Origin of the sequence: Affinundibacterium seohonense (assembly GCF_014284305.1) — a bacterium.
GTDB classification, from domain to species: Bacteria; Pseudomonadota; Gammaproteobacteria; order Burkholderiales; family Burkholderiaceae_D; genus Undibacterium; species Undibacterium seohonense.
On sequence record NZ_JACOFW010000005.1, the window covers coordinates 156,882 to 177,820 of the forward strand.

The window sequence follows — 20,939 nt, forward strand, 5'->3', positions numbered from 1 at the left end:
CTTTTTGTGACATTTGAGATAACGCCAATTCTAGTAACAACTCAATGCATAAGGCAATAGCGCAAAAACAAAGAAGCTATCGATTCCACTTTTATATGTAAAAATTGACCAATCGAACATGCCAAATTAGATCTGCCTATAAAAATCAAAACGAATGTACTTGAGTTTTAATAAGCGCAAAGCTATCCCAACAAATCACCACCACTACGCAAATCCACAAACTTCTGCGCCATGGTCGGATTCCCCTTCGTCAGCCGCTTAATCGTCACATCCTGCGCCTTGTCATTCGCTAAGCGCAAATTGCGATCAGTGCCCAGCAAGGCGTCTTTGGTTTTTTGTAAATGATCAATCGACTTGTCGATTTCCTCGATAGCTTTTTGAAACTTCGCTGAAGCCAACTCATAATTTTTACCGAAAGCAGCCTTAAAGTTATCGAGCTCGCTCTCAAAATTCGTGATATCAATATTCTGCGACTTCACCAGCGCCAACTCATTTTTATACTGCAGCGAATTCATCGCCGCATTACGCAACAGGGTGATCATCGGGATAAAAAACTGCGGACGCACTACGTACATTTTCGGATAACGATGGAATACATCGACAATGCCTGAATTGTAAAGCTCGTTGTCAGGTTCGAGCATCGATACCAAGATTGCGTATTCGCAGTCCTTTTCATTTCGATCTTTATCAAGCTCTTTCAAAAAGTCTTCATTCTTTTTCTTAGTCGCCGTTTCTTCATTCTCGTTCTTCATTTCGAACATGATCGACACAATCTCGATTCCCGAGTCATCGAAATCACGAAAGATGAAATCACCTTTACTGCCGCTACGGGCGTCATTGTCTTTTTCAAAGTCTGCACGCGGGAATGCCATCGAGCGAATTTTATTGAACTCGATCTCACAATGCTGCTCCAAAGTTTCGCCCACCATCTTGGTCGACAAACGCGCCTTCATGTCCTTCAAACGTTCAATCGCTTCATCACGATCTTTGAGCTGCGTTTCGTATTTTTCTTTAAGCGCATTCTCCGCCAGATTGCGTTCCAACTGCGAACGCTCCAAACCATTCTTCAACTCGTCACGCTGCTTCTCGACCTGCGACACCGCGTCTTTAATCGTCAATTGTTGGCTCATCTCCGTCGCATCCAACTGCGCCTTCAAATTTTGAATTTGCGCTTCCTTCTCCGCAGCGACTTTATGCACTTCGTTCTGCAGCTTCGCTTCCAACAAAGCCGCCGCCGCTTCTTTATCACGCTTAGCCTGCGCTAGCTCATTCGACAAAGCATCGCGCTGCTTCTGCACATCGCTCAAAGCCTCGTTCACCGCTAACTGTTTCTCCACACCGACAGCATCGAGCTTCGCCTTCAAAGTCAAAATCTCAGCATCCTTACTCGCTGCCAAACGCTGCGCCTCACTCGCACTTCTCGCCTCCGCTAACTCCACCGCGGTCTGTTTCTCTTGCGCAGCCAAAGCCAAACGCTCATGCAAAGCCTGCTCAAACTCCGCATCGTGCACCTGCCGCACAATATCGGCGTAACCGGTTTCATCGATCTTAAAAGCTTTACTGCAGTGGGGGCAGATGATTTCGTTCATTCTTGGCACCTCAATAATGTTAATACGATCACTATACACAAACTACGCGACATGGGCTGTCGCAATGATGCCCTAAAATGAACACATTATTGGTCGCAAACCGCGGCCAATGAATTCAAATCAAAGGAGGCAGCAATGGAATCCCGCTGGATCCCTACTAATCATCCCCCTAACTCAAATAATGATTCGGTCGCCCCGATAGATCTCGAGAACGGCGATTTTGGAACACCGCCAGACGAGCGAGTCCTGCGTCTCTGCAAACCCGCACCGCTCCCAACACAGAGCTGTCAAGAAACAATCACACTCATCGAAACTCTACTAATGCAAGCGAAATCAGGAGAATTGATCGGGGTAGCGCTGGTTGGACTCTATCGTGGCGGCAAATATCGATTAGACTTAACGGGTGACGCGAAGTTTGAAGGCAACACCATGAGCGTTGCAGGAATGCTCGCCAAATTGCAATCCATGGCGCTTGACCTGTATTAAGATCAAAACCACAGTTCCTACAAAAAAAAGACTATGCAAGAACTTATCCAAACACTTCCACTAGGCCCACTCGACATCATTGGCGATATCCACGGCGAAATCGACTCACTGCGGCAGCTCCTCAAAGAATTAGACTATGACGAAGAAGGAAACCACCCAGACAATCGGCTACTCGTCTTCGTTGGAGACTATTGCGATCGTGGGCCAGATAGCCCAGCCGTAATCGCATTGGTGGCGAAGCTGGTGAAAGCTAAACGTGCGTTTGCCATACTCGGCAATCATGAACTCAACCTCTTACGCAACGATGCAAAAGATGGATCGGGTTGGTACTTTGACTCGCAAGACGCGCACGATCAAGAAAAGTTCGCCCCTTATCAACGCGCAAGCGAACAAGAACGGCAAGAGATTCGTAACTTTCTCCTCAGCTTGCCCATCGCTCTCGAGCGTAACGATATTCGAATTGTGCATGCAGCATGGGACAGCGATGCGATAGCGCGAGTGAGGGCCACCAAAGACAAACCGCTACTCGAACTCTATCAAGAATGGCATAGCGCAACACAAGTAAAACTTACGGAGATCAAGCCTTTAGTCGAGCAAGAGAAACAAACATGGCCACACGACCTTAAGCATAAGCATCATGCGCCACCAATGCTGCACGCGCATGCACAAAAAGACGTCATCAACCAAAACCACAACCCATTACGCGTACTGACGTCAGGTTTAGAACGTGAAGCAGAAGAGTCATTCTACACCAGCGGCAAATGGCGCTTCGCCGAGCGTGTGCAATGGTGGAATGAATATAACGAAGACACGCCCGTCGTGATTGGCCATTATTGGCGGCAACCGCACAAAATCGATCGCTCGATCATTGGCAAAGGTGATGCCAACCTCTTCGCGGATATTGAACCTGATGCTTGGCATGGCAAACATCGGAATGTGTTTTGTGTGGACTTTTCAGTTGGTGGAAAATGGTCTGCACGGAAGTATGATATAGCTACCGCGCATCATTTTCGGTTGGGGGCTTTGAGGTGGCCTGAAGGTAACCTCTTATTTAGCGAAACAGAAAAATAATCGATGTTCGAACGAGCATACACCGAGCTTTTCAAATTTCTACTTCCAAACATCATCCAAACAATTCGCACGTTGAATTTTCTCGAGCACCGCATACCTCGGTGATTGCATATTGATTTCGCTCGACTCAGTTCGAGGGATAGGGGTTATCGCAATCGCCTTGCCCTTGAAGTTCAATTGAAATTTTCCTGTTTCACCATAGGGCACAATTGAGTCCACTTCAGCGTAATGAGTAATTGCGCCAACGGGCGCCACTTGGTATGCAGCGATGTATTTGATTTTCCGGATATATTTCGCGCCGATTCGAATAGCAAACCAGCAGTTCTCTTCTATGAAGCGCTTATTGAAGCCATCAGATCTTGCCGGCACCACAATCGTATCAAATACATCGCTTTCTTCGCTTACTGGTTGCACTTCATCCAATTGCTCATTTTGCTGGCCCGGCGTGAAGGCATTAATCCCAAGCATAGGAAGAATCAACAACATATCATTCAAAAAAGCTTGAGCGGTTGCCTTTGCTACAGGCGACATAGTCGGTGGGTTTGGAATATTTTTATTCATCAGAATTGCGCGATCATATTTCTTCGCAAGGTTTATCAATTCCGATTCAAGATATTGCACTTCTGTTTTGCCAATCTTGTGATTCCGGTCGACAAAATAAACACCCCAGCTCCAGCCCTCCTTCTTCGAAACGTGTGTCTTCAAACGATCACCGACAGGATCTGCCTCCCCAATATAAATGGTCTCTTCAGCGGCATCTCCGAACAAAATATAGATTCCAGCTTGATTAAAGCCCGGTTCGTGTTTCAACGAGGCGAAAAGTTCCTTGTTAAAAACGACCCCAAAACCAGACCAATTAGACTTATCCAAATGTCGAATACCCTCTGGATCTCCGGTTGTAGCGAACAATGTAATTGAGAATGGTTGCATTGATTAATTCCAAGAGCTGCTCATAAGATCTGTGAGATCCCGTCGTGAAAGTACTTCTGTGAATTCGCGCCAATCTTTGTCGGGTGGCATCATGGTACCGGTATAACGTAAATCAAAGCCTGTCGCTTTTTTCTGTGCGTTGATGTACTCATCCAGTCTTTCGCCGAGTGCTTCAATGTCATCGATCCATTCGTCCTTGATGGTATCCGGCAGTGAGCCGAAGAGGTCGTATCGACTCTTCATCCGCTCTGATAGACGCTCATAGATTTTTTCATCTACCGTTTGTTCAAACACGAGATTCAGCATGTCGACAATTTCGCGCTTTTGTCCAAAACGTTTGATGCGGCCAATCCGCTGTTCGAGGCGTGTAGGATTCCAAGGTAGATCGACATTGATCAGAGTTCCGAGTGTTTGCAGGTTCAAACCTTCGCACGCAGCATCGGTCGCCACCATCACACGAATCTGGTGTTCGGCCACCATCCGCTTTAAAGTTTCACGCTCGACACTCACGCTGTCGCCTCGCTGATACAAACGACTGCGACCAGCACCCGCATACAGGCCGACAGCCTCTTCCGGATAGCGCGCTGCCAGAGAATCTGCGAGCCATTTCGCTGTATCGTAGTACTGACTGAAGATGATGACACCCAATTCCAGCCATTTCTCCTGGTCAAGAAAGTGAACGACCGCCTCCATCTTGGGATCGGCTTCCATCCGCTCGAGTCGGTTAATCAGGCGTTGCAGAACTTCTCGTTCTTCACCAGTCTCGGCTTGAAGATCAACTTCTTGCTCTTCATCTACTTCATGCACCGTGTCACCCGCCAGCAAACGTCGGGCCGTAGAGAGTCCCGCGTGAACGCTAGAACAAATTCGCTGTTCCATGAGGTTTTTCATGAACCCGCTGCCTTTACCGCGTTTTGCAAGTGCCTTGCTGAAGGCACGGGCCTCGCCATAGGCCTGCCGAAAATCTTCGGAGGTACGCAGCGCCTTACCTTCAAATAACATATCGAAGGCTCGCTGATCTGACACTTGATCGCGTTCAGGATGGACATCCACTCCTACAGGAGACAACAACGGCTTGCCATCTTTGTCCTTAGCCTCTTCTAGTTGTTGGCGCTTGCGTAAAACTACATGACGTACCAGCGGATTTTCGCGTTGGAACAGCGTTGCACCTGATATGCGGCGCTCCAGTTCCTCTTCTAGAATCTCCCGTGTTTCTTCCGTCAGATCGGCAAGCGAACGGTTAGTTTGCCACTCCCCGTTCTGCAATCCCAAGTCTTGCCGGATAGCTGAGAACAAACGTCGGGCACGAGGCTCGCTACTTGATTCCATGCGCGGGAGCGGCGAGCGCAACAGTTCCCACGCATGAGTGAGTGATTCTACTTCCACTCGGCCCGCAAGAATATCGAGCACGTCGTCAGGTCGGTGCCACGGCGCTAGGTCGTGGCCAAGCACGAAGCGGCCTGGGCCTTGGTGCAGGATGCCCAACAAGTCCCATAGATCAACGGGATTAGTCTGAATCGGCGTGGCCGTACCCAGCAGAACGTGATCGGCACGCGCGGCGATCTCACGCATGAAGGCCAATAGCTCGTTCGGTGTTCCAGCTTCCTTACCAAAACCCTGACGGGTTCGAGCTTTGTGCGCTTCGTCGAGAATCACCACACCGAAGCGCATACCGAGCAGATGCTGCTTCTCCAGCGAATCGCGCAGCATCAAGCCCGTCGAGACAATGCCGATGCGCAGCGGGCAATGAGCAATCTGCTCGCGCCCAGGAGGCGACAGCACTCGCTCGTCCGAGTCCAGCCAGACCTTGCTCACGGTATCCCACCGCGCGGTGGGGATGCCTAGTTTGTCCAGCATTTCTATCTGCCATTGTTCGGTCAGTGTGGCCGGGGCAAAAATAACGACCGGGCGGCGTGACCCATTGTCTTTGTCGGATAGCAGGCAGAGCGTCAGTGCGGCCGTCGCCAGCGACAGCGTTTTGCCCAGCCCGACTTCGTCGGCCAACAACAGGCGCACCGTGCCGTAAAGCCGCTGATGGCGCAGACATTCGGTCAGAAACCCTTGTTGCCACGGCTGCAGCTGCTGGCCTTCTCGGTAGAGAGGCGACTCAATCAGCGCCGCAGGGGCAAGATTTGCGTCATCGTCGATCTCAACGAATTCAATCTCTCGCCGATAGCCGCGCCGATGCACCTCGCGGATCACTGCCTGAGGCAATGGTTTTGCTGCGTTCCACAGAAAGTCGAATTCTTTTTCTATCCAATCTACGCCGTCCGGGGATTCATCTTCCCACAAAATTTCGTAGTGGCGCTGCCAGCCATTACGAGTTTCGTTCATCGACCCAATGAAGCCCAGTTTACGGCCATCAGCCAGGGTAATCACACCGGCCTTGCCGTGCACAAATCCGCAGATGTCATCCGGTGCGATCCGCACCGCCTGTCCATGCTTGGCAAGGAAGGCGTCTAACCGCCGATAGCGTTCGCGGTTTAGTAAAGCCTCGGCTTCCATGGCGCGCTCGTTCCAGCGACCGAGCATCTGACTCTCGCGCAGTTGTGCTACTTTCAGGTCATCTGGGTGGATGTCCACGTTGCAGACGATCTTGACCTCGGGGATGTGCTCCAGCGCCTCGCCTGCCACCTCAAACAACGAGCTGGTGAAATAGCCCGCGATCCGCTTGTAACTCTGCGCCCCAGCCAGATGCTTCATCAGGAAGCTGGCATCCAGCCGATGGGTACGCGAAGAGAAGCGCCGAATGCTCATGGCTCAATACCTCAGTCGCCGAAGCGCAGGTTCTTGAGGCGCGCACCCAGTACCTCGGCGGCAGAGCGCACCTCAGATTCAGGCGCTTTGCGCTCAATGAAGGCCAGCATGTCTACCAGTAGGGTGCGGACTTCCAAGAAGTCTGCCATCTCGGCGCGCAGTTGCTCGACGATGACTTGCGCTTCGGTGTCCTTGAGCAGCTGCTGCAATGCGATGATGAGCTGTCCCAGCCGCGTCACGCCGATCTCGGTGGCATCGGTCAAATCGCGTGAAGCGTATTCGCTGACGCGCTTGAGACGTGCGTTGTTAGGCCGCATGTCGCCCATCACACGGGTGTAATCCGTTACGCGGAATGCTTTGGCGAAGTTCTGGTAGTTATCCAGCTTGCCCGCGCCTGCGGTTTCCATGTCCATCATTCGCAGTACAAATCGCTCGATGCCAGTGAGGCGGCCCCAGGCGTCAGCGGTGAGATCTTCGGGCACCAGCAGGCTGGATGCGGTTTCCGCCGCCTGTTGGACGATTTCGTCCACCACCGTAACTTCACCGCGTGCGCGCGGGCGCAAGGCGAAGGTGGTGACGTCCTCGTCGCCGATGCGGGTGTAGGCAGTCAGCACCTTGAGTGCTGCCGCGTACCCGGCCATCTGCAGGTCGGAGTCTCCCCATACCGGCTCGCCGTGGTGCGCTTCCACAGCGTCGTTCAGGTGCATCATGGTTTCGATCTGCCGTGCCACTTCCTGACGTACTGCGGGCAGCAGGCGCTGCTTGAAGCCGGTGCGCTCGCCCGCAGCGCGTTTTTTGAGCATCAGGATGACGGTGCCCTGGACGTAGCCGCCTTTCTTCAACTCGGATGTGGTTTCAGTGGCGATATACCAGGCAGCGATCACTTGCAGACCCGCCGCCCAGAAAATGCCGATCAGGTCGCCCCATACTGCGGTGTCCTGATGCGTGAACATCACGCACTGCACGCCGTTGTCGGGCATGTGCTCGGCCATCGCTTTGTAGGCCGCGACCATGCCACGCCTGAAGTCCTCGCCGGAGCCTTTGACCGCCAGCGCGCGGCGTGAGTCCCACACCCAGTCATCGAAGGGGTGGGGCGGGTTCTTGCGCAGCCAGGCGATAAAGAACTCGGTGATTTCGTGGTAATTCACCGCATCGGCATAGGGTGGGTCGGTAATCCAGAGATCAGCATCCTCCGTTATCCCGTCAGCAGCCAAAGACTTTACAGTAATGCAAGGGCTTGAAATCTCGCCATGTACGGTATTTGTAACTCCCCACAGTGGAAGGGACGCATAAGCGCTACGGCACCCATAATTCCAGAAAACGTTCAATGCTTGGTTGGCAAAGAGGTGGCTAATTGATTCTCGCGCGGCGCCTGTGCCGAAATAGCAGCCTCGATTGATCCAGTCGAGGGCTTTCGCGAAAGATGGCATTAAATATGCCGGAGTTTGCGACTCAAGAAGTGCCTGTTTGAAATAAGCCAGTGTGAGTAGCTGCCGCGAATTAAAGAAATGATGCCAATAAGTCCAGCCTCGCTCGCGGTATAGACGGGTAGTTTCGTCGCCCGGCTCGATGGCCATATCTGGCACCAACCCTTCGTCCTGCCAGCGGCTCATGTTTTCGGCGACAATTTTTTCTACTCGCTGCTCGCGCTTTAGGTCGGCATCGGTCGGCGTAGCGAACCAAGTTTCCTGACGGCCCGCATTGAGTGTTTTTTTGCTGATCCACTGGATTGCATAAACGCGCTCTTGGAAAATGTCGTCCGAACGTGGCTTGAAGTCGCTCTTTTCCCAGTGACGCAGCCGATTGCCCGTTGTTCCATCCGCTTGCCTAAAGTCACCGCGTAGCGTCTTGATGGGCGTTCTATAAATTTTACCATCCAGTTCGTAGACCAGATCACCACTTTGCACAGTGCCTTGCTCAGCGGCTTTCATATCCTCTACTGATACGCCGCTGACGATGGTGATGTCGAATCGCCTTTTTACGAAGTCGGGCTTTAGCTTGGCGACGACATTGCGAGTCTTGGATATAACCCAAGTCGGTGACATCGGTACCATCCAGCCGGTTTCTGGGCAACGGCTTTCCAAGCAGTAGAGAAAAGCCTTTGCGCGATTACCTTGCTCATCGTGCTCAATGCCTAGCTCAGTAATTTCCCGATCCACCGTTGCAGCAGCTTTACTCTGCGCTTGCTCGATTTCTGCACGCCGCTCGGGGCTGGCGCCAATGATGTTCATGGCTCCCCAAGTCAGCATGCAGGCAATAGGGTTAAGATCAGAAGCATAGACATCGCATCCGATGCGCGCAGCCTCGAAGGGGATAGAGCCACCACCCGAAAAGGTATCGCCTACGCGCGCGCGATGACCGAACCGCAGAATACCGAGTTGCTCGACCAGTTCCGGGAGCGAGTGGACGCTTATGCCCAAATGCGCGTAGTGGCGATTGATTGCCTGCCATACCGGGGCATAAAGCCAGCTATGTTCGACTTCCTCTGGACGTTTGCCAATACCTGCTTTTTCTTCATAGCTAGATAGTGTCCCCAGAGCCACCCGGTACAGCGCCAGCTTGTCGTCGTCGGTAATATCCCGCCGCCAGCCACGCCCACCAAAGTAGCGTTCTGGGTCCGAGATAGGGATCATCTCTTGCAACTTGGATGCCGAGAAAGCGTTGGCTGCCAGCGCCCGTCGCGCCAAGCCCTCATCATCAAAAGCCATGAGCTTCTCGAAAATGGCGAGATCGGCCTCCGCATCGTCAGTGGCGGGCAGCAGGCTGGCCAGCACGATGGCGCGCACCAGAATCAGCGGCTTGCGGCCTTTCCAGTAGGAGCCAAGCCCAGTCAGTGTCTGGCTCTGAACCGCCTTGCGTTCGCTTTGTGCCTCGAACGACACTTTCTGGGCCGGGAAAACCGTTTCGATCAGCGCGGGTGCATCTTTCAAGGACAAAGGTGTGAGAGTGATGTTAGTTTTTTGCATTCTCTGATAAATCCTTAATGGGCCGAAGCCATGCTTGGCGATAGCCAGCCGTGCGAACGCAACCGCTCTTCGGCAATGGCAAGCTGGCGTGGGGTGAACTGCTGCTTGCGTGCGTTCCAGTTATAGACCTGACGTTCAACGCTGTCGTGTTGGGTGGCCCCCTCGCGGCTCATCACCCAATGCACTGTGGCCAGGAGTTCTAGTCCGTAAGGTGACTCGAAGCCCTCGACCAGCTTGGTTACTCGCTCGAAACGGGCGCGGCTGATGTCATGTTGATCCAAATAATCCTTGGCGTCTTCCACCGCACCTGGCACCAGCGTGAGCGGCTTGTCCGGCGCATCGCCGCCGTCAGCGTAACCCGCGATCAAATGACCTTCTACCGCCTTCAGCACGTGTCGAAGGTTTTCGGCATAAGGACCATAGTGATGCTTGACGTATTGGAGACGCAGCGGCTCGCCTGCTTCCTGCATGAAGTACATCAGCTTGTGGACTTCCAGCAGGGTGACAAAGGGGTCAAGTAGGCCACCAAGATAGCGCTGCATCAGTTCCACCAAGGCGGCGCGACCCGCCGTCATCTTGGGTACCTCGCGCACGTGTGCCATCTTGTCGTTGGCAGGGGCTCCCTTGGGCTCAAACACCAGCACGCGCACTTCGGCAAGCTCTGCCAGTGCGTGCTCGATGCGTGGTCGCACCTCGTTCCAGTCCAGCCCGCCCAGGCCTGCGCCCAGGGGCGGAATGGCGATGGAGCGAATGCTCTTGTCGCGGATGACATTGACCAGATCGACAAGGCCCGCATCGATGTCTTCAATACGGCTCTTGCCGCGCCAGTGGCGCTTGGTCGGAAAGTTGATGATGAAGCGCGGCAAGGTGAGCTGCCCCGTCTCAAAAACGAACATGCGACCAGGTTGCACAGCTTCGCGTTTGCAGGCCATTTCATAAGCCTTGAAGTTTTCGGGGTAGACGTTCTTGAACTGCAAGGCGATGCCGCGCCCCATCACACCAACGCAATTGACGGTGTTAACCAGTGCGTCGGCCTCACACTGAAGGATGTCGCCTGAGGTGTACTCAATCATGACTGTGCTCCTCTCATTTAGTAGTACCATTCCGGGCGCACATCGACCAGAGGCCGGTGTCCGTGTGTCGGAAGGGCGTTTACAACTTGTCGATAGACTGTGGCCGACTGCACGCCGATGCGTTCGATCAGGTGCCACGGAAAATGTTGCTCCAATAAGAACTCGGCTTGTTTGCCTTCTTTCAGGGCGCCACTCCAGTTGTTCGCCTGCACCGCCGTCCAGTTAATTTCACCAAGATGCGTCAAGTCATTTCGATCTTCAAAAAAATACGATCCGGCGTTTGATAGTGTGAACGCCCAGCGAGAGGGTTGCGCGTTGGCCCAGGCCACAACTGCGCCTAAATCCGCCTGCAAGTGGATGATGGACGCTTGCCCACCTTGGTAAGCCAGTTCTTCGTTGCGTCGGTGAATCAAATAAAGCATCACGGATCGAGGGCAGAAGTAAAACGGCACGCAGGCACCGACGAACAAGCCGGGATGACTTGCAAGCTGAAGCTCAGTCAAACGACGCCGCTTGATGTGGTTCATCCCAATCATCGTCCCGCCCAGCGCCTGCGCTTGTACCATTGCATCCGACAATAGGCCACCTGTTGCCACGATGGAGGGCAGACGATCGACGTGAGCAATGTGGTAGATCTTTGGTTGCAACGGGACATTATTGGCACTCATATCGTGTCATCCCCAAACAAACCTAAAGATACGTTTGTAACTTCTGTTTGCGGTTTACTTGAACGAGCACGAGGTGAAAGTAATTCGCTCTGAGCGACATCACCCAATGCATGTTTAAGTGCCTCACGCCAGCCTTTCCCAGCATCCAAGACCCCACCGGTGCTCATGGCAGTCATTCCAAAAAGCCACCAGCGCTCTTCTGGGCGCAGTGCCAGCCAGTTACGTGTCGCAACTGGAATTTTTTCAAGTTCCATTTGCTCCACTGCCCATGCTAAGACGCACAATTCTTTACCGAGTAAGCGATCAACAAGATTCTCGCCGACCTTCCATGCATTAGGTTTTATACCGTGCGCCGCAAGCCGCGCATTAAATGCACGCTGTACCTCAGATCGAATGACAGTCCATCGCTGCCGCTCTAACAACACTCTATCTACAATGGAACTTTCATTGCTAGCAGCCTGCATACCAAGATATTCACTGATGTGCACCTTTCCAGTGTTAGCTTTTGGGATCACAATTTTAAAATGATGTGGATCGGAAATTGCAGGCACACCGAATCCGAGCGTATGCACGACTTTTGCCGACGCTTCAGACACCGTTTGTTGACCTGCTTTCTTTGCCATTCTATTCCTCTTGATTGATTTCACCCGGCTTCAAATCGATTTCGGCAAGACGTGCGAACTCTTTGAGTGCAAAACCGGAATCGAAATAGATGCCATCCGCGATGGTAATATTCAATTGTGCGTCTGGCTCATTGAGTACATCACGCATGCTGTTTACCACCCCCTCAATTAGGACCGCAGTGACTTCCCTTTCTTGAAAGCGCACGGTTACAGTATTCTCACCCTCACCAATCTCGATTCGCACCCCTTTAAAGCGAACATTCGACTGATCTCGAAAACGGTTTATCACGCCAAATACCCGTTCAGTTGTATCAAGGGCGACGCGCTTACTTTGCAAACGTGCTGGTCTAGTATCTTCAATTTGCACGGACTTATCGCCACTTTGCGGAATTGAAAAATCGGCGGTCTTATTTGCTTCACCTGCTCGAGCGTACACTAACAATCGACAATTAGCTGAACTTATCTCAAATGGTGCGTCGTAGCGCTTCCCATCTCTCGGGTTAGAACCGTCAAGCGTATAAAAAATCTCGGCGCTCGGCGTCGTGGCAATGGTCACACGCCGCTTGTCGCCCGCTGGCTCAACTTGATGTCGAATCTTAAGGTCAGCAAGCCAACGAACTGGTGCTCCAACTTCATAACGACCGGTTGGCTCTTTGACCAAAAAGTACACAGTGCCCTCGCCAGTGACGAAGTTATCTAAATCGTCGACCCTACTACTTGAATCCGAAACATCTGAAGTTTTTGAGTAATAGACAACTGGACTATCACCTGCATGTCTTGGTGTCAGACTCAACACGGTCTCGCCTGTGTCCGGTTTTACTGTCACCACAGAGACATTCACGGTCGATTTGTCTTTAGGGAATGGACCTTTTTCGATATATCCATCCTCGCCCAATCGCCAACGACCTTGCTTCAGGGCCTCACTTTTAAGCCCATCTAAACCGCTAGCACCTGGCATCCAAGGCCAGATCGGCGAACACTTTGCTCGCGTTACCAAATCTTTCCACGGAATCCGGCGATTTTCTTTACCTGATGGCCAAAGATACTCTTCCGCTTGTGCAAAATACTCATCAAAATTATCTTTATCGAGATCAGAGACAAGCTTATAGTCAGCACGTGGACTTGCTAACAGTTTTTCGATTTGCGTTTCAGCTGAATGCTCACCTTCACCAAGTTTAAGCCCTTGATCAATCGTCACTGCAGCAAGAACATCACGTCCGTCGACCGGGTCGTTAGCGGGAAAATAAAGCCGATTATACGCAGCAGACAATGATTTACTAAATCGATCTTCTGAATCTTCAAAACGATCACGAGCTTCTTCAAATAACGTATCGCCAGATCTCAGGCGCTTATGGATTTGCTCGATAGCGTACAGTTCACGTAATCGCTCCTCAACTGCATCAGCGAGCATACTATCTTGGCCTGTCAGAACCAATAAATTATTCTTTTCCTGCTGATAATCAAAAAAGTTTTGTAGCTCATTTGGTGGTACTTTGCCGTCAGGCTTGATCACAATAAGAGTGCGAGGACCACCAAGCTTAAGCTCATCGAACTTTGGTAACACTTGAACATCTTGATATGCGATGCGATTCACTGGCGAGAGTATTCCACTTAACCTGTTGATCAGGGCTTGATCAACTTTCGGTTGAGGCACTTCTTTTGCATTTCGTTCTATTTGACGAGAAAGATTCTCTGTTTCTTTGATAAAGAATCTTTGATCTTCGCGGTGCAGATACCATGCCGACTCACGCAGTCGTTGGAGGGCCTGTAAGAACTCATCAGGCTTACGTTGTGGCGCAGCCAGAAATTCAATCAATTCACTTTCGGAGAGTCCAATGCGTCCGCCTACAGCACGAGACAAGCTCGATGACAAAAGGAGTGTCATAAGCTGTTGCGCGGCGTCCCCAGCCAACTCAACATCCAAATTTTCAGCAATAGCGTTACCTGAATCGGCTATGTCACGCGTGATAGCAGGAATCAGTTTGGGAGCTATTCGTTCGATTTCATCTTTAACTTGTTCATCGTTCAAATTAAGGTGTTGGGTGCCGATTAAGAATACATCATCGTTTTCTCGCTCATCAACACTTTTCAAAAGACGCGCTGTGAACTGCATTAACCCGCGCGTCTGACGGAAACCTTCATTCTCTTTAAAAAGCGCGACCAAATGTTTAAAGGAGGGATGAAACGGATAAGTTTCGCGCACCTGTTCTGCAATTTGTTCAATACTGCTCGCGATGATGTATCCACCATCTTCTGCTTTCTTGATTTGCTGTGCGTACTCCTCTGCAACTTCGGAAATGACTCGCTCATCGGGCAACTGATCAATCAGCCGTTTCTTCAAGATCTCATAAACTTCATTACCTCCAAGCTGAACAGGAGTGATAGTCATAGCCTGACGACGGGTTTCCTGTTGCAGGTTAGAAATTGCGTCTGCAAGGGCTTTCGTCTGCATCTTGTAACTACCTGATAGATTAGCCACGACAATGGCGCAATTCGGCAACTCCAACGCTGCACTCATTAGGCTTGAGAGGCTATATACAGCCATGTTGGCCAGTGTTCCTTGCCCAAATACCTGTGTGCTAGCGTTGTCAAGATATGGAGGCAACTCATCCAACAAAATTAGCGTTGGTTGATCGCCAATTATTTCTTTCCATTGGCGCTGATCTACGGCTTTGGGACCATTCGCCCAATATGGCTTAATAGCCTCAGCTGCACCAAGCTGAGTCGCAATTTCACCCCAAATAAAATTATCTGGATTGTTACGACCGTTGAAAGCGGCAATTCTAGCCTTTCCAAAATCTACTCGTGCAGCTAGCTCGTTGGTGAGAACACTTTTTCTCAACTGAGAGTGGCGGGCAAGCAGGCCGAGAGCAACCATCATGTGAGTTTTACCGCCACCCATCGCTTGCGTAAGCTCGAAAACCGCCTGGTCAGACTTCCCGGACAGACGCAATAATCCTTCACGAAATAGTTGATCCATGCCGTGTGTAACAAAATTTCTGGTAAAAAATTCACTACCATCACCCTCATCATTGATGAGGTCAGCGAGATTTTCGATACCTTGACTCATTCGATAATCACGAATAACAGGATTAAATCTACAAGCTTGCTTAACCGTCTTGATCATAAACTTTGCCCGTTCTTTCTTTCAGTTTCGTTTGAATTTAAAATTGCAATGCCATGGCTTTCGCAGTGAGATTTGATTAGCATTTCAATCATGTTAGCGATGGAACGATGCTCCCTTTCAGCCGCAATACGCAGCGCCTCTTTGAGAGCGGGTGCGATTCGAAATGTTAGTGTTGCGGATTTACTGGTAGCCATAGCTTCTCCGGAAACCATTGAAAAATGTACTGCACTTTACAGTATCCCATAAGCTTTGGCAAATTCGGTGAGGCCGTCTGAATACACCGACCAGCGAATCAAAAAACACAAAAAAGTTAAACATTCATTCATCTTTCAATTTAGAAATTCCGCAAGAAACAAAACAACCAAAAGCTTTACTTCAAGTCACAAAACACACAAGTACGCTCACCTCATAACAACGAATGCAACTGCGATATTAAACAGCCAACTCACTTAACTAGTTAGCTCAAACGGGTAATCATAATTGCGAATATATCAAAGTGTTTTTCGCGAAAATCCGACCCAATTCCGCTTTAATTTCACAAGGCCCAAGCACCTCCACATCCTCCCCAAACCCCAACAACCACCAACGAAACCGCCGGTTATCAAGTACCGTCGCAGTCACTTCCAAAGTCTGCTCATCGATCTCATTCACTTGCTGATCGGCAGAAAGAGGCGTCTCTTTAAGATGAAACCCTGCACCGTTATAGAAGCGCAGCACAACCTTGATCTCTGGCGCGTCACCACTAAAGCCGAACGCGCCGCTGGCGATGTAGGCGTCGAGGTCGAAGTCTTTGGGCTTGTTGGTCTTAGTTGGAAGCATTTCTGCTTTATGAATACGGTGCAGTGCGATGATACGTTCCGCTTCACGGCCTTCAAAATTCACCACTAAATACTGCGCTGCGCCGTGCTCGACTAAACCCAATAGATTGATGACGTATTCTTTCGGCTCTGGCTTACCTTGGGCTTGGTAGTGAACGCGTAATTGATGATCACGCAGCAGCGCCGCGTGCACTTCTTTTTGCACCTCGTGAGGCACGTGCGGCTTCATCAATGGTTGGTTTGCTGGCACGGTGCGTATTTTGTCGGGCCACGAGCGAATTGCACTTTTGGTGATGCCACTTGATAGTGTGCGTTTGGCTTCTTGAAAATACGGCCCGAGGTCCTGCGCCAAGCTTTGAGGCAGCAATTGCTCAGCAAATTGTTTGAGCATGATGAAGCTCACCGCCTCTGCTTCACTCAATCCAGGAAAGAGGTTGATCGCCACGCCTTGCGAATACTTCCACCACAAGGAGTTTTCTTTTTCGTCGGTGATGATGGGATACGCACATGAGAGGCTTTGCAAGTCACGCTCCACCGTACGCTTCGACATGGTGTGACCGAGTTGCTCTAATTTTTGGTGCACTTCACTTGTTTTGAGCGCGCGGTCTTTCGACAGCATCTTCAAAATATCAAACTGGCGCTTCAATGCTTCTGACATGCACTCTCCAAAACATAGTGTTCAACAAAAATACATACCAAACCAAAAATCGCCGCTCATCATAGGCGATGACTCCACGTGTTGACTAGACGCATTTGCAGTTATCTGACAATTATTTTTCATAGATCAGATCAGGTCATTTTCCACTCTATTTTTACACGTAAAAAATCAATACAAATTAGTGTTTACGCGTAAATCACGTATGTGATTTTTTATGTCATTATGGTTGCATAGCGCGAGCTTGAACTATGTCAATTGAAACAGAAAAAAGTTCAACGATAATCGATAGTTGCGACAAATAATGTCGCATGCCGTAGATGAGAGATGATAAAAGATGGCAGTAATTTTTCCGACAAACTTAAAGTATCAACGCGCACATGGCGGTATATTTCGAGAAATCGAAGTGGTTCAACATTTAGCAAGCGCGCTACCTGATGGCTTCGAAATCTATCACTCCGTTATTACCCATAACATCACTAATTCTTACGACCAATTCAATGAGATTGATATAGTCATTGTGGACCCCATCGGCAAGTTGCTTTTGATGGAGGTAAAAGCCGGCGATGTTGCTGTGCGAAACGGCAGTCTATTCAAATTGTACGACAACGAAGAGCGCGATATTTCGCGACAGCGCCACTATCAATACAGCGCAATGCGATCACGACTCGATGCGGCAGGCCTCTCAACGACTATGACTTCGTGCTTGGTATTGCCAGACTACACGTTTCTCGACGACCATATTGTTGCGATGCCAAACGATAGGATTATCGATACATCACGATTTAAGCTGATCGGTCACTACGTACGCGAGTTTCTAAATGCAGGCCATGGCTGCAACGATATTGAGAAACTTCGTCATTTCTTACGCAACGAATTTCACGTTTCCTTATCCCTAGATGTACTACACGAACAAATTTCAAACACAGTACACCACTTATCTGATGGGCTGGCAACATGGGTGCCTCGTATTCAAGCTCCAGAACAGATCTATCGGATTTCAGCCACTGCTGGCTCAGGAAAGACCCAATTGGCTCTCAGCCTATTAGAAGAATCCTGCGTCAAGATGCAAAGTGCTGCATACGTTTGCTATAACCGTCCTTTGGCCGATCATCTACGTACGATTGCTCCGACGCGACCGCTGATCACCAATTTTCACGAGCTATGCGTCGAACATTATCGGCGTCACGTTGGAGTACCTAACTTCTTATCGGCAGATTTCTTTGATCAGGCGGTCGTTAGCTTTATCGAACAAAGTGAAAACTTCTCGCCACGATGGGATCTTCTCATCATCGACGAGGCACAGGATTTCGATCCTGATTGGATGACTGCACTGTGCGCACAACTAAAAGACGATGGCCGCCTCTATGTGCTCTAGGACGATGATCAGCGACTATATAAAAGACCTTCTTTTGATTTACCCAACACCACGCAGATCACATGTGATGACAATTATCGTAGTCCGCAGATCTTGTGTGCATTGATTAATGTGTGGAGACTATCGGCACGTCCCATCAACAGTAAGAATCCGTTTAAGGGCGAAGTTCCTGAGTTTTATCGTTACAGTAACGAGCGCGACTTAATCAAGCAAACCGAAAATGCCATTAATAAATTACTGCAACGCGGCTTCGATGCCAAAGATATCGTTGTACTCAGCAGCAGAGGACGTCAACGCTCACAGTTATTGGCCTTAGAGACAATTGGTCAATATCGCTTACAGCATTTCACCGGGAAATACACTATGGACGGTGATCCGATTTGGAACGAAGGCGAGATCTTAGTAGATTCGATATATCGATTCAAAGGCCGTAGTGCCGCTGCTGTTATTATCAGCGAACTTGATTTTAGCGAGTTGACCCTAATGGAAAAACGCAAACTTTTCGTTGGCATCACTAGGGCGCAAATGAGTTTGAGTTTTGTATTGACGAAACAGGCGGAGGCTGTGCTTGCGGCACAGATCGCTTGAATTTAATGTTAAAGCGCAACGATATTCCAAATGGAAAACGAATTGGCCACTCAATGTACGCTATATGATGTTCAATCTTAAAAGATAACTTCGTAGAGTATCTAAAACTTATAAACAAAAAAAGGTAAGCAAAGAAATGACAACTTCCCCAAGCTGGGTCCGCTTTTTCAAAGTCACCTTAATCTTAATCGTCGCAGGACTTGTTGTCACATCGTTTAGGGGGACTTTCAGAGCCGATGCAGATGAATACGTCAACCAATCTCTAAAACAAGGTGTCTCTGTCTACGCGACTGCTAGAGCCACAAATGCCATTATTTCCGTTGCAAAAACAGCTCATACCCCAATCGCGGATTTTGGGGAGATGCTCGACCCGATTGATGATTTAGTCGAGAGATTTTCAACTCTCTTAGAAATTTCAATCGGCTCATTGATTCTCCAAAAGATGTTACTTGAAATCACAAGCCATATAGCGTTTAGTTACGCGCTTGCCTGCTCTGGATTTTTCTTCATCCTAAGCCTCTTCGCATTCAAGCCCTTCCTTCGATCTGCTACATCGAGAATATTTTTTACACTAGTTTTTTGCCGCTTCTCTATCCTTGCCGTATTACTACTCAATGGCCTTATCTCGGAGACATTCATAACGAAGAAGATTGAAGTCGAGGCTAAGAACGTGGCTCAAATCCAAGAACAAACCACAAAATTCGTCGATTCGAAGTCTTCGGTTGCGCAGCTGTCAGCCAATAGCCCTCAGCCAAATAGTCTCCTAGAAAGCGCAGGAAGAGTGCTAGCCGAAATAAAACAAGTAACAATAGATCCAATATTGAACATATGGAATAAATTTGATTTTCAAAAGATCAAAGCAAACCTTGATAAGGCTGTGGAAAGCATGTTGCAACTAATGACACTGTTCTTTCTAAAGACAATACTTTTGCCAATTCTCTTTTTCTTTGGATTTAAGAAATTCATTACGGGTATCTGGCGCATGCAATTGGGTAAAGAATCGGCATTATTCGTGCCAGAGGGACGAATGGTGTCTCACACAAACTGATTTTTATGCCCAATTTTAGGAAACAAGTCCATTGATGCGCATCGAATTTTGACCAGGTGAGAATGACCATCGACGCTCTCCAAGTATCTGGAAGTGTCATGTCGTCACAAAAGCAACAGCATTCTTTACCACGATGCCTATTTGATCGAATGATGCAGAAGGAACGAATAACAATCAGCTCGTTTCATCTACGTAGAACAATAATCAAAAGATAGAACGCGATTCGTAGTACTGCAATGGCTCCAACTATCACAAAGATACTCGCTCGGGACGCACTCAAGACTCCTAGTGGAACATAAGTAACGAGGGCATACAGAAAGCCTCCAGCGAGCGTCGCCGAAGCGAGTGTTGTTGTTATCAGCCACAAAACAGATCTCGAAAATTTCTGCGAATTTTCTGCATTCGAAACTGATAGCTTTAATCGCCAGCTCACTGGCAGCAACCAGAGAAACGGACGCCAATACTCATCCCAAGCCTCAACCGCCGATTCCTTAATTGTTTGCCAAATTTGAGTCATACGATTCTCCCTTTTTATCTTCGAAAATGAGTACTATCAAAATGAGGTTTAACGTTCTCAATGGTCGGGTAGCTAATGACCCCTAATAGGTAATACTTTCTCACAACGCAAACTTTTCGCAACTCCTATTGCACTTGATTTGGCCTCAAACCAGAGTACATTCTTAATGTTGGAATCAATATATAAGATAAAAATATGTCCTTGCCTCTATCCGATTATTCTAAAGAGCTTTTACGCCACCTCGCCGAGAATCTGAAAATATCAGAAACCGAGATTTTAGCAATCGCGATTCAACGGCTTCACAACGAGGTCTTTATCAAACAAGAGCCAGATGACGGTCCGTTATCCGACGAGTATCGTGCTTATTTGCAAGAGCGCGCAGATAAAGAAATGAAGCACCCTGTCGTATTCACTCAATCCTTATTTGACTAGATGAATCTAGTCTCACAAATTGCATCATATCCTGCTCGTATTGTGATCAGGATGGGTGGGGATCTATGCGCTGTTTAACGATGTGATAAAAAATATCGAGTCTCGGGAACCATTCGCCCAAAGCGCTCACAAATTTATTGCCTAGAATGTCCTAATAGGACAATCAAGACTATCTATAGTCGTGCTGGGAAATTTACTTCTACGCTTCATGAC

Annotated in this window: 17 protein-coding genes; 6 read left to right on the top strand and 11 right to left on the bottom strand. The window is 49.3% G+C overall.

Translation table 11 applies throughout. From position 1 onward, the window contains the following. Positions 1-182 precede the first annotated feature (182 nt). Complete coding sequence (locus H8K52_RS06700; protein WP_186922113.1) at positions 183-1,589, bottom strand: DUF2130 domain-containing protein; 1,407 nt, start codon at positions 1,587-1,589, stop codon at positions 183-185. Positions 1,590-1,724: 135 nt separating this feature from the next. On the opposite strand from H8K52_RS06700, the gene H8K52_RS06705 reads away from it, so the two are divergent. Together H8K52_RS06705 and H8K52_RS06710 are read left to right on the top strand one after the other, a co-directional pair. Beyond that, positions 1,725-2,075 carry a hypothetical protein gene (locus tag H8K52_RS06705; protein WP_186922114.1) on the top strand — a complete coding sequence of 117 codons (351 nt, stop codon included), beginning with the start codon at positions 1,725-1,727 and terminating at the stop codon, positions 2,073-2,075. Between the two features lie 33 nt (positions 2,076-2,108). Continuing rightward, entirely contained in the window at positions 2,109-3,146 is a 1,038-nt protein-coding gene (locus tag H8K52_RS06710; RefSeq protein ID WP_186922115.1) for a metallophosphoesterase, read from the top strand. A 39-nt stretch (positions 3,147-3,185) separates the two neighbouring features. Here H8K52_RS06710 and H8K52_RS06715 read toward each other — a convergent pair whose 3' ends face one another. The 9 genes from H8K52_RS06715 to H8K52_RS06755 form a co-directional block, all read right to left on the bottom strand. Beyond that, on the bottom strand, positions 3,186-4,076 hold the full coding sequence (locus H8K52_RS06715) for a GIY-YIG nuclease family protein (RefSeq protein ID WP_186922116.1): 891 nt from the start codon (positions 4,074-4,076) through the stop codon (positions 3,186-3,188). Positions 4,077-4,079: 3 nt separating this feature from the next. Next, positions 4,080-6,833 (bottom strand): phospholipase D-like domain-containing anti-phage protein, encoded by a 2,754-nt coding sequence (locus tag H8K52_RS06720; protein ID WP_186922117.1) that lies wholly within the window; start codon positions 6,831-6,833, stop codon positions 4,080-4,082. 11 nt (positions 6,834-6,844) lie between these two features. After that, entirely contained in the window at positions 6,845-9,799 is a 2,955-nt protein-coding gene (locus H8K52_RS06725) for an anti-phage-associated DUF1156 domain-containing protein (RefSeq protein WP_186922118.1), read from the bottom strand. Positions 9,800-9,813: 14 nt separating this feature from the next. Further along, positions 9,814-10,872, bottom strand: coding sequence for a type II toxin-antitoxin system antitoxin DNA ADP-ribosyl glycohydrolase DarG (gene darG, locus H8K52_RS06730; protein ID WP_186922119.1), 1,059 nt, complete (start codon positions 10,870-10,872; stop codon positions 9,814-9,816). 17 nt (positions 10,873-10,889) lie between these two features. Next, positions 10,890-11,540 (bottom strand): type II toxin-antitoxin system toxin DNA ADP-ribosyl transferase DarT, encoded by a 651-nt coding sequence (gene darT, locus H8K52_RS06735; protein ID WP_186922120.1) that lies wholly within the window; start codon positions 11,538-11,540, stop codon positions 10,890-10,892. Continuing rightward, positions 11,537-12,163 (bottom strand): anti-phage-associated DUF3780 domain-containing protein, encoded by a 627-nt coding sequence (locus tag H8K52_RS06740; protein WP_186922121.1) that lies wholly within the window; start codon positions 12,161-12,163, stop codon positions 11,537-11,539. Before H8K52_RS06740 ends, darT begins: the two co-directional genes overlap by 4 nt. A gap of 1 nt (position 12,164) precedes the next feature. Next, positions 12,165-15,290, bottom strand: coding sequence for an anti-phage-associated DUF499 domain-containing protein (locus H8K52_RS06745; protein ID WP_186922122.1), 3,126 nt, complete (start codon positions 15,288-15,290; stop codon positions 12,165-12,167). Beyond that, complete coding sequence (locus H8K52_RS06750; protein ID WP_186922123.1) at positions 15,287-15,484, bottom strand: type II toxin-antitoxin system antitoxin; 198 nt, start codon at positions 15,482-15,484, stop codon at positions 15,287-15,289. Before H8K52_RS06750 ends, H8K52_RS06745 begins: the two co-directional genes overlap by 4 nt. Positions 15,485-15,764: 280 nt before the next feature. Further along, positions 15,765-16,766 carry a helix-turn-helix transcriptional regulator gene (locus tag H8K52_RS06755; protein ID WP_186922124.1) on the bottom strand — a complete coding sequence of 334 codons (1,002 nt, stop codon included), beginning with the start codon at positions 16,764-16,766 and terminating at the stop codon, positions 15,765-15,767. Between the two features lie 334 nt (positions 16,767-17,100). Between H8K52_RS06755 and H8K52_RS06760 the strand changes: the two genes are divergently transcribed. The 3 genes from H8K52_RS06760 (at position 17,101) to H8K52_RS06770 (ending at position 19,777) form a co-directional block, all read left to right on the top strand. Beyond that, positions 17,101-18,141, top strand: a complete 1,041-nt coding sequence (locus tag H8K52_RS06760) for an AAA family ATPase (protein WP_186922125.1) — start codon at positions 17,101-17,103, stop codon at positions 18,139-18,141. A 111-nt stretch (positions 18,142-18,252) separates the two neighbouring features. Continuing rightward, positions 18,253-18,729, top strand: coding sequence for an ATP-binding domain-containing protein (locus H8K52_RS21800; protein ID WP_222613710.1), 477 nt, complete (start codon positions 18,253-18,255; stop codon positions 18,727-18,729). 136 nt (positions 18,730-18,865) lie between these two features. Then, on the top strand, positions 18,866-19,777 hold the full coding sequence (locus tag H8K52_RS06770) for a hypothetical protein (RefSeq protein WP_186922127.1): 912 nt from the start codon (positions 18,866-18,868) through the stop codon (positions 19,775-19,777). A 184-nt stretch (positions 19,778-19,961) separates the two neighbouring features. Here the strand turns inward: H8K52_RS06770 and H8K52_RS06775 are convergent, their stop codons facing one another. Further along, the gene (locus H8K52_RS06775) at positions 19,962-20,294 is read right to left on the bottom strand and encodes a hypothetical protein (RefSeq protein ID WP_186922128.1); all 333 of its coding nucleotides are present in this window, start codon (positions 20,292-20,294) and stop codon (positions 19,962-19,964) included. 195 nt (positions 20,295-20,489) lie between these two features. Here H8K52_RS06775 and H8K52_RS06780 point away from each other — a divergent pair, with 195 nt between their 5' ends. Beyond that, positions 20,490-20,726 carry a thioredoxin domain-containing protein gene (locus H8K52_RS06780; protein ID WP_186922129.1) on the top strand — a complete coding sequence of 79 codons (237 nt, stop codon included), beginning with the start codon at positions 20,490-20,492 and terminating at the stop codon, positions 20,724-20,726. The last annotated feature ends 213 nt before the right edge of the window (positions 20,727-20,939 follow it).

Bases quoted from the DNA above. Each gene is read 5' to 3' on its own strand.
- H8K52_RS06700 (WP_186922113.1), bottom strand. From the start codon at position 1,589: ATGAACGAAATCATCTGCCCCCACTGCAGTAAAGCTTTTAAGATCGAT.
- H8K52_RS06705 (WP_186922114.1), top strand. From the start codon at position 1,725: ATGGAATCCCGCTGGATCCCTACTAATCATCCCCCTAACTCAAATAAT.
- H8K52_RS06710 (WP_186922115.1), top strand. From the start codon at position 2,109: ATGCAAGAACTTATCCAAACACTTCCACTAGGCCCACTCGACATCATT.
- H8K52_RS06715 (WP_186922116.1), bottom strand. From the start codon at position 4,076: ATGCAACCATTCTCAATTACATTGTTCGCTACAACCGGAGATCCAGAG.
- H8K52_RS06720 (WP_186922117.1), bottom strand. From the start codon at position 6,833: ATGAGCATTCGGCGCTTCTCTTCGCGTACCCATCGGCTGGATGCCAGC.
- H8K52_RS06725 (WP_186922118.1), bottom strand. From the start codon at position 9,799: ATGCAAAAAACTAACATCACTCTCACACCTTTGTCCTTGAAAGATGCA.
- darG (WP_186922119.1), bottom strand. From the start codon at position 10,872: ATGATTGAGTACACCTCAGGCGACATCCTTCAGTGTGAGGCCGACGCA.
- darT (WP_186922120.1), bottom strand. From the start codon at position 11,540: ATGAGTGCCAATAATGTCCCGTTGCAACCAAAGATCTACCACATTGCT.
- H8K52_RS06740 (WP_186922121.1), bottom strand. From the start codon at position 12,163: ATGGCAAAGAAAGCAGGTCAACAAACGGTGTCTGAAGCGTCGGCAAAA.
- H8K52_RS06745 (WP_186922122.1), bottom strand. From the start codon at position 15,290: ATGATCAAGACGGTTAAGCAAGCTTGTAGATTTAATCCTGTTATTCGT.
- H8K52_RS06750 (WP_186922123.1), bottom strand. From the start codon at position 15,484: ATGGCTACCAGTAAATCCGCAACACTAACATTTCGAATCGCACCCGCT.
- H8K52_RS06755 (WP_186922124.1), bottom strand. From the start codon at position 16,766: ATGTCAGAAGCATTGAAGCGCCAGTTTGATATTTTGAAGATGCTGTCG.
- H8K52_RS06760 (WP_186922125.1), top strand. From the start codon at position 17,101: ATGGCAGTAATTTTTCCGACAAACTTAAAGTATCAACGCGCACATGGC.
- H8K52_RS06770 (WP_186922127.1), top strand. From the start codon at position 18,866: ATGACAACTTCCCCAAGCTGGGTCCGCTTTTTCAAAGTCACCTTAATC.
- H8K52_RS06775 (WP_186922128.1), bottom strand. From the start codon at position 20,294: ATGACTCAAATTTGGCAAACAATTAAGGAATCGGCGGTTGAGGCTTGG.
- H8K52_RS06780 (WP_186922129.1), top strand. From the start codon at position 20,490: ATGTCCTTGCCTCTATCCGATTATTCTAAAGAGCTTTTACGCCACCTC.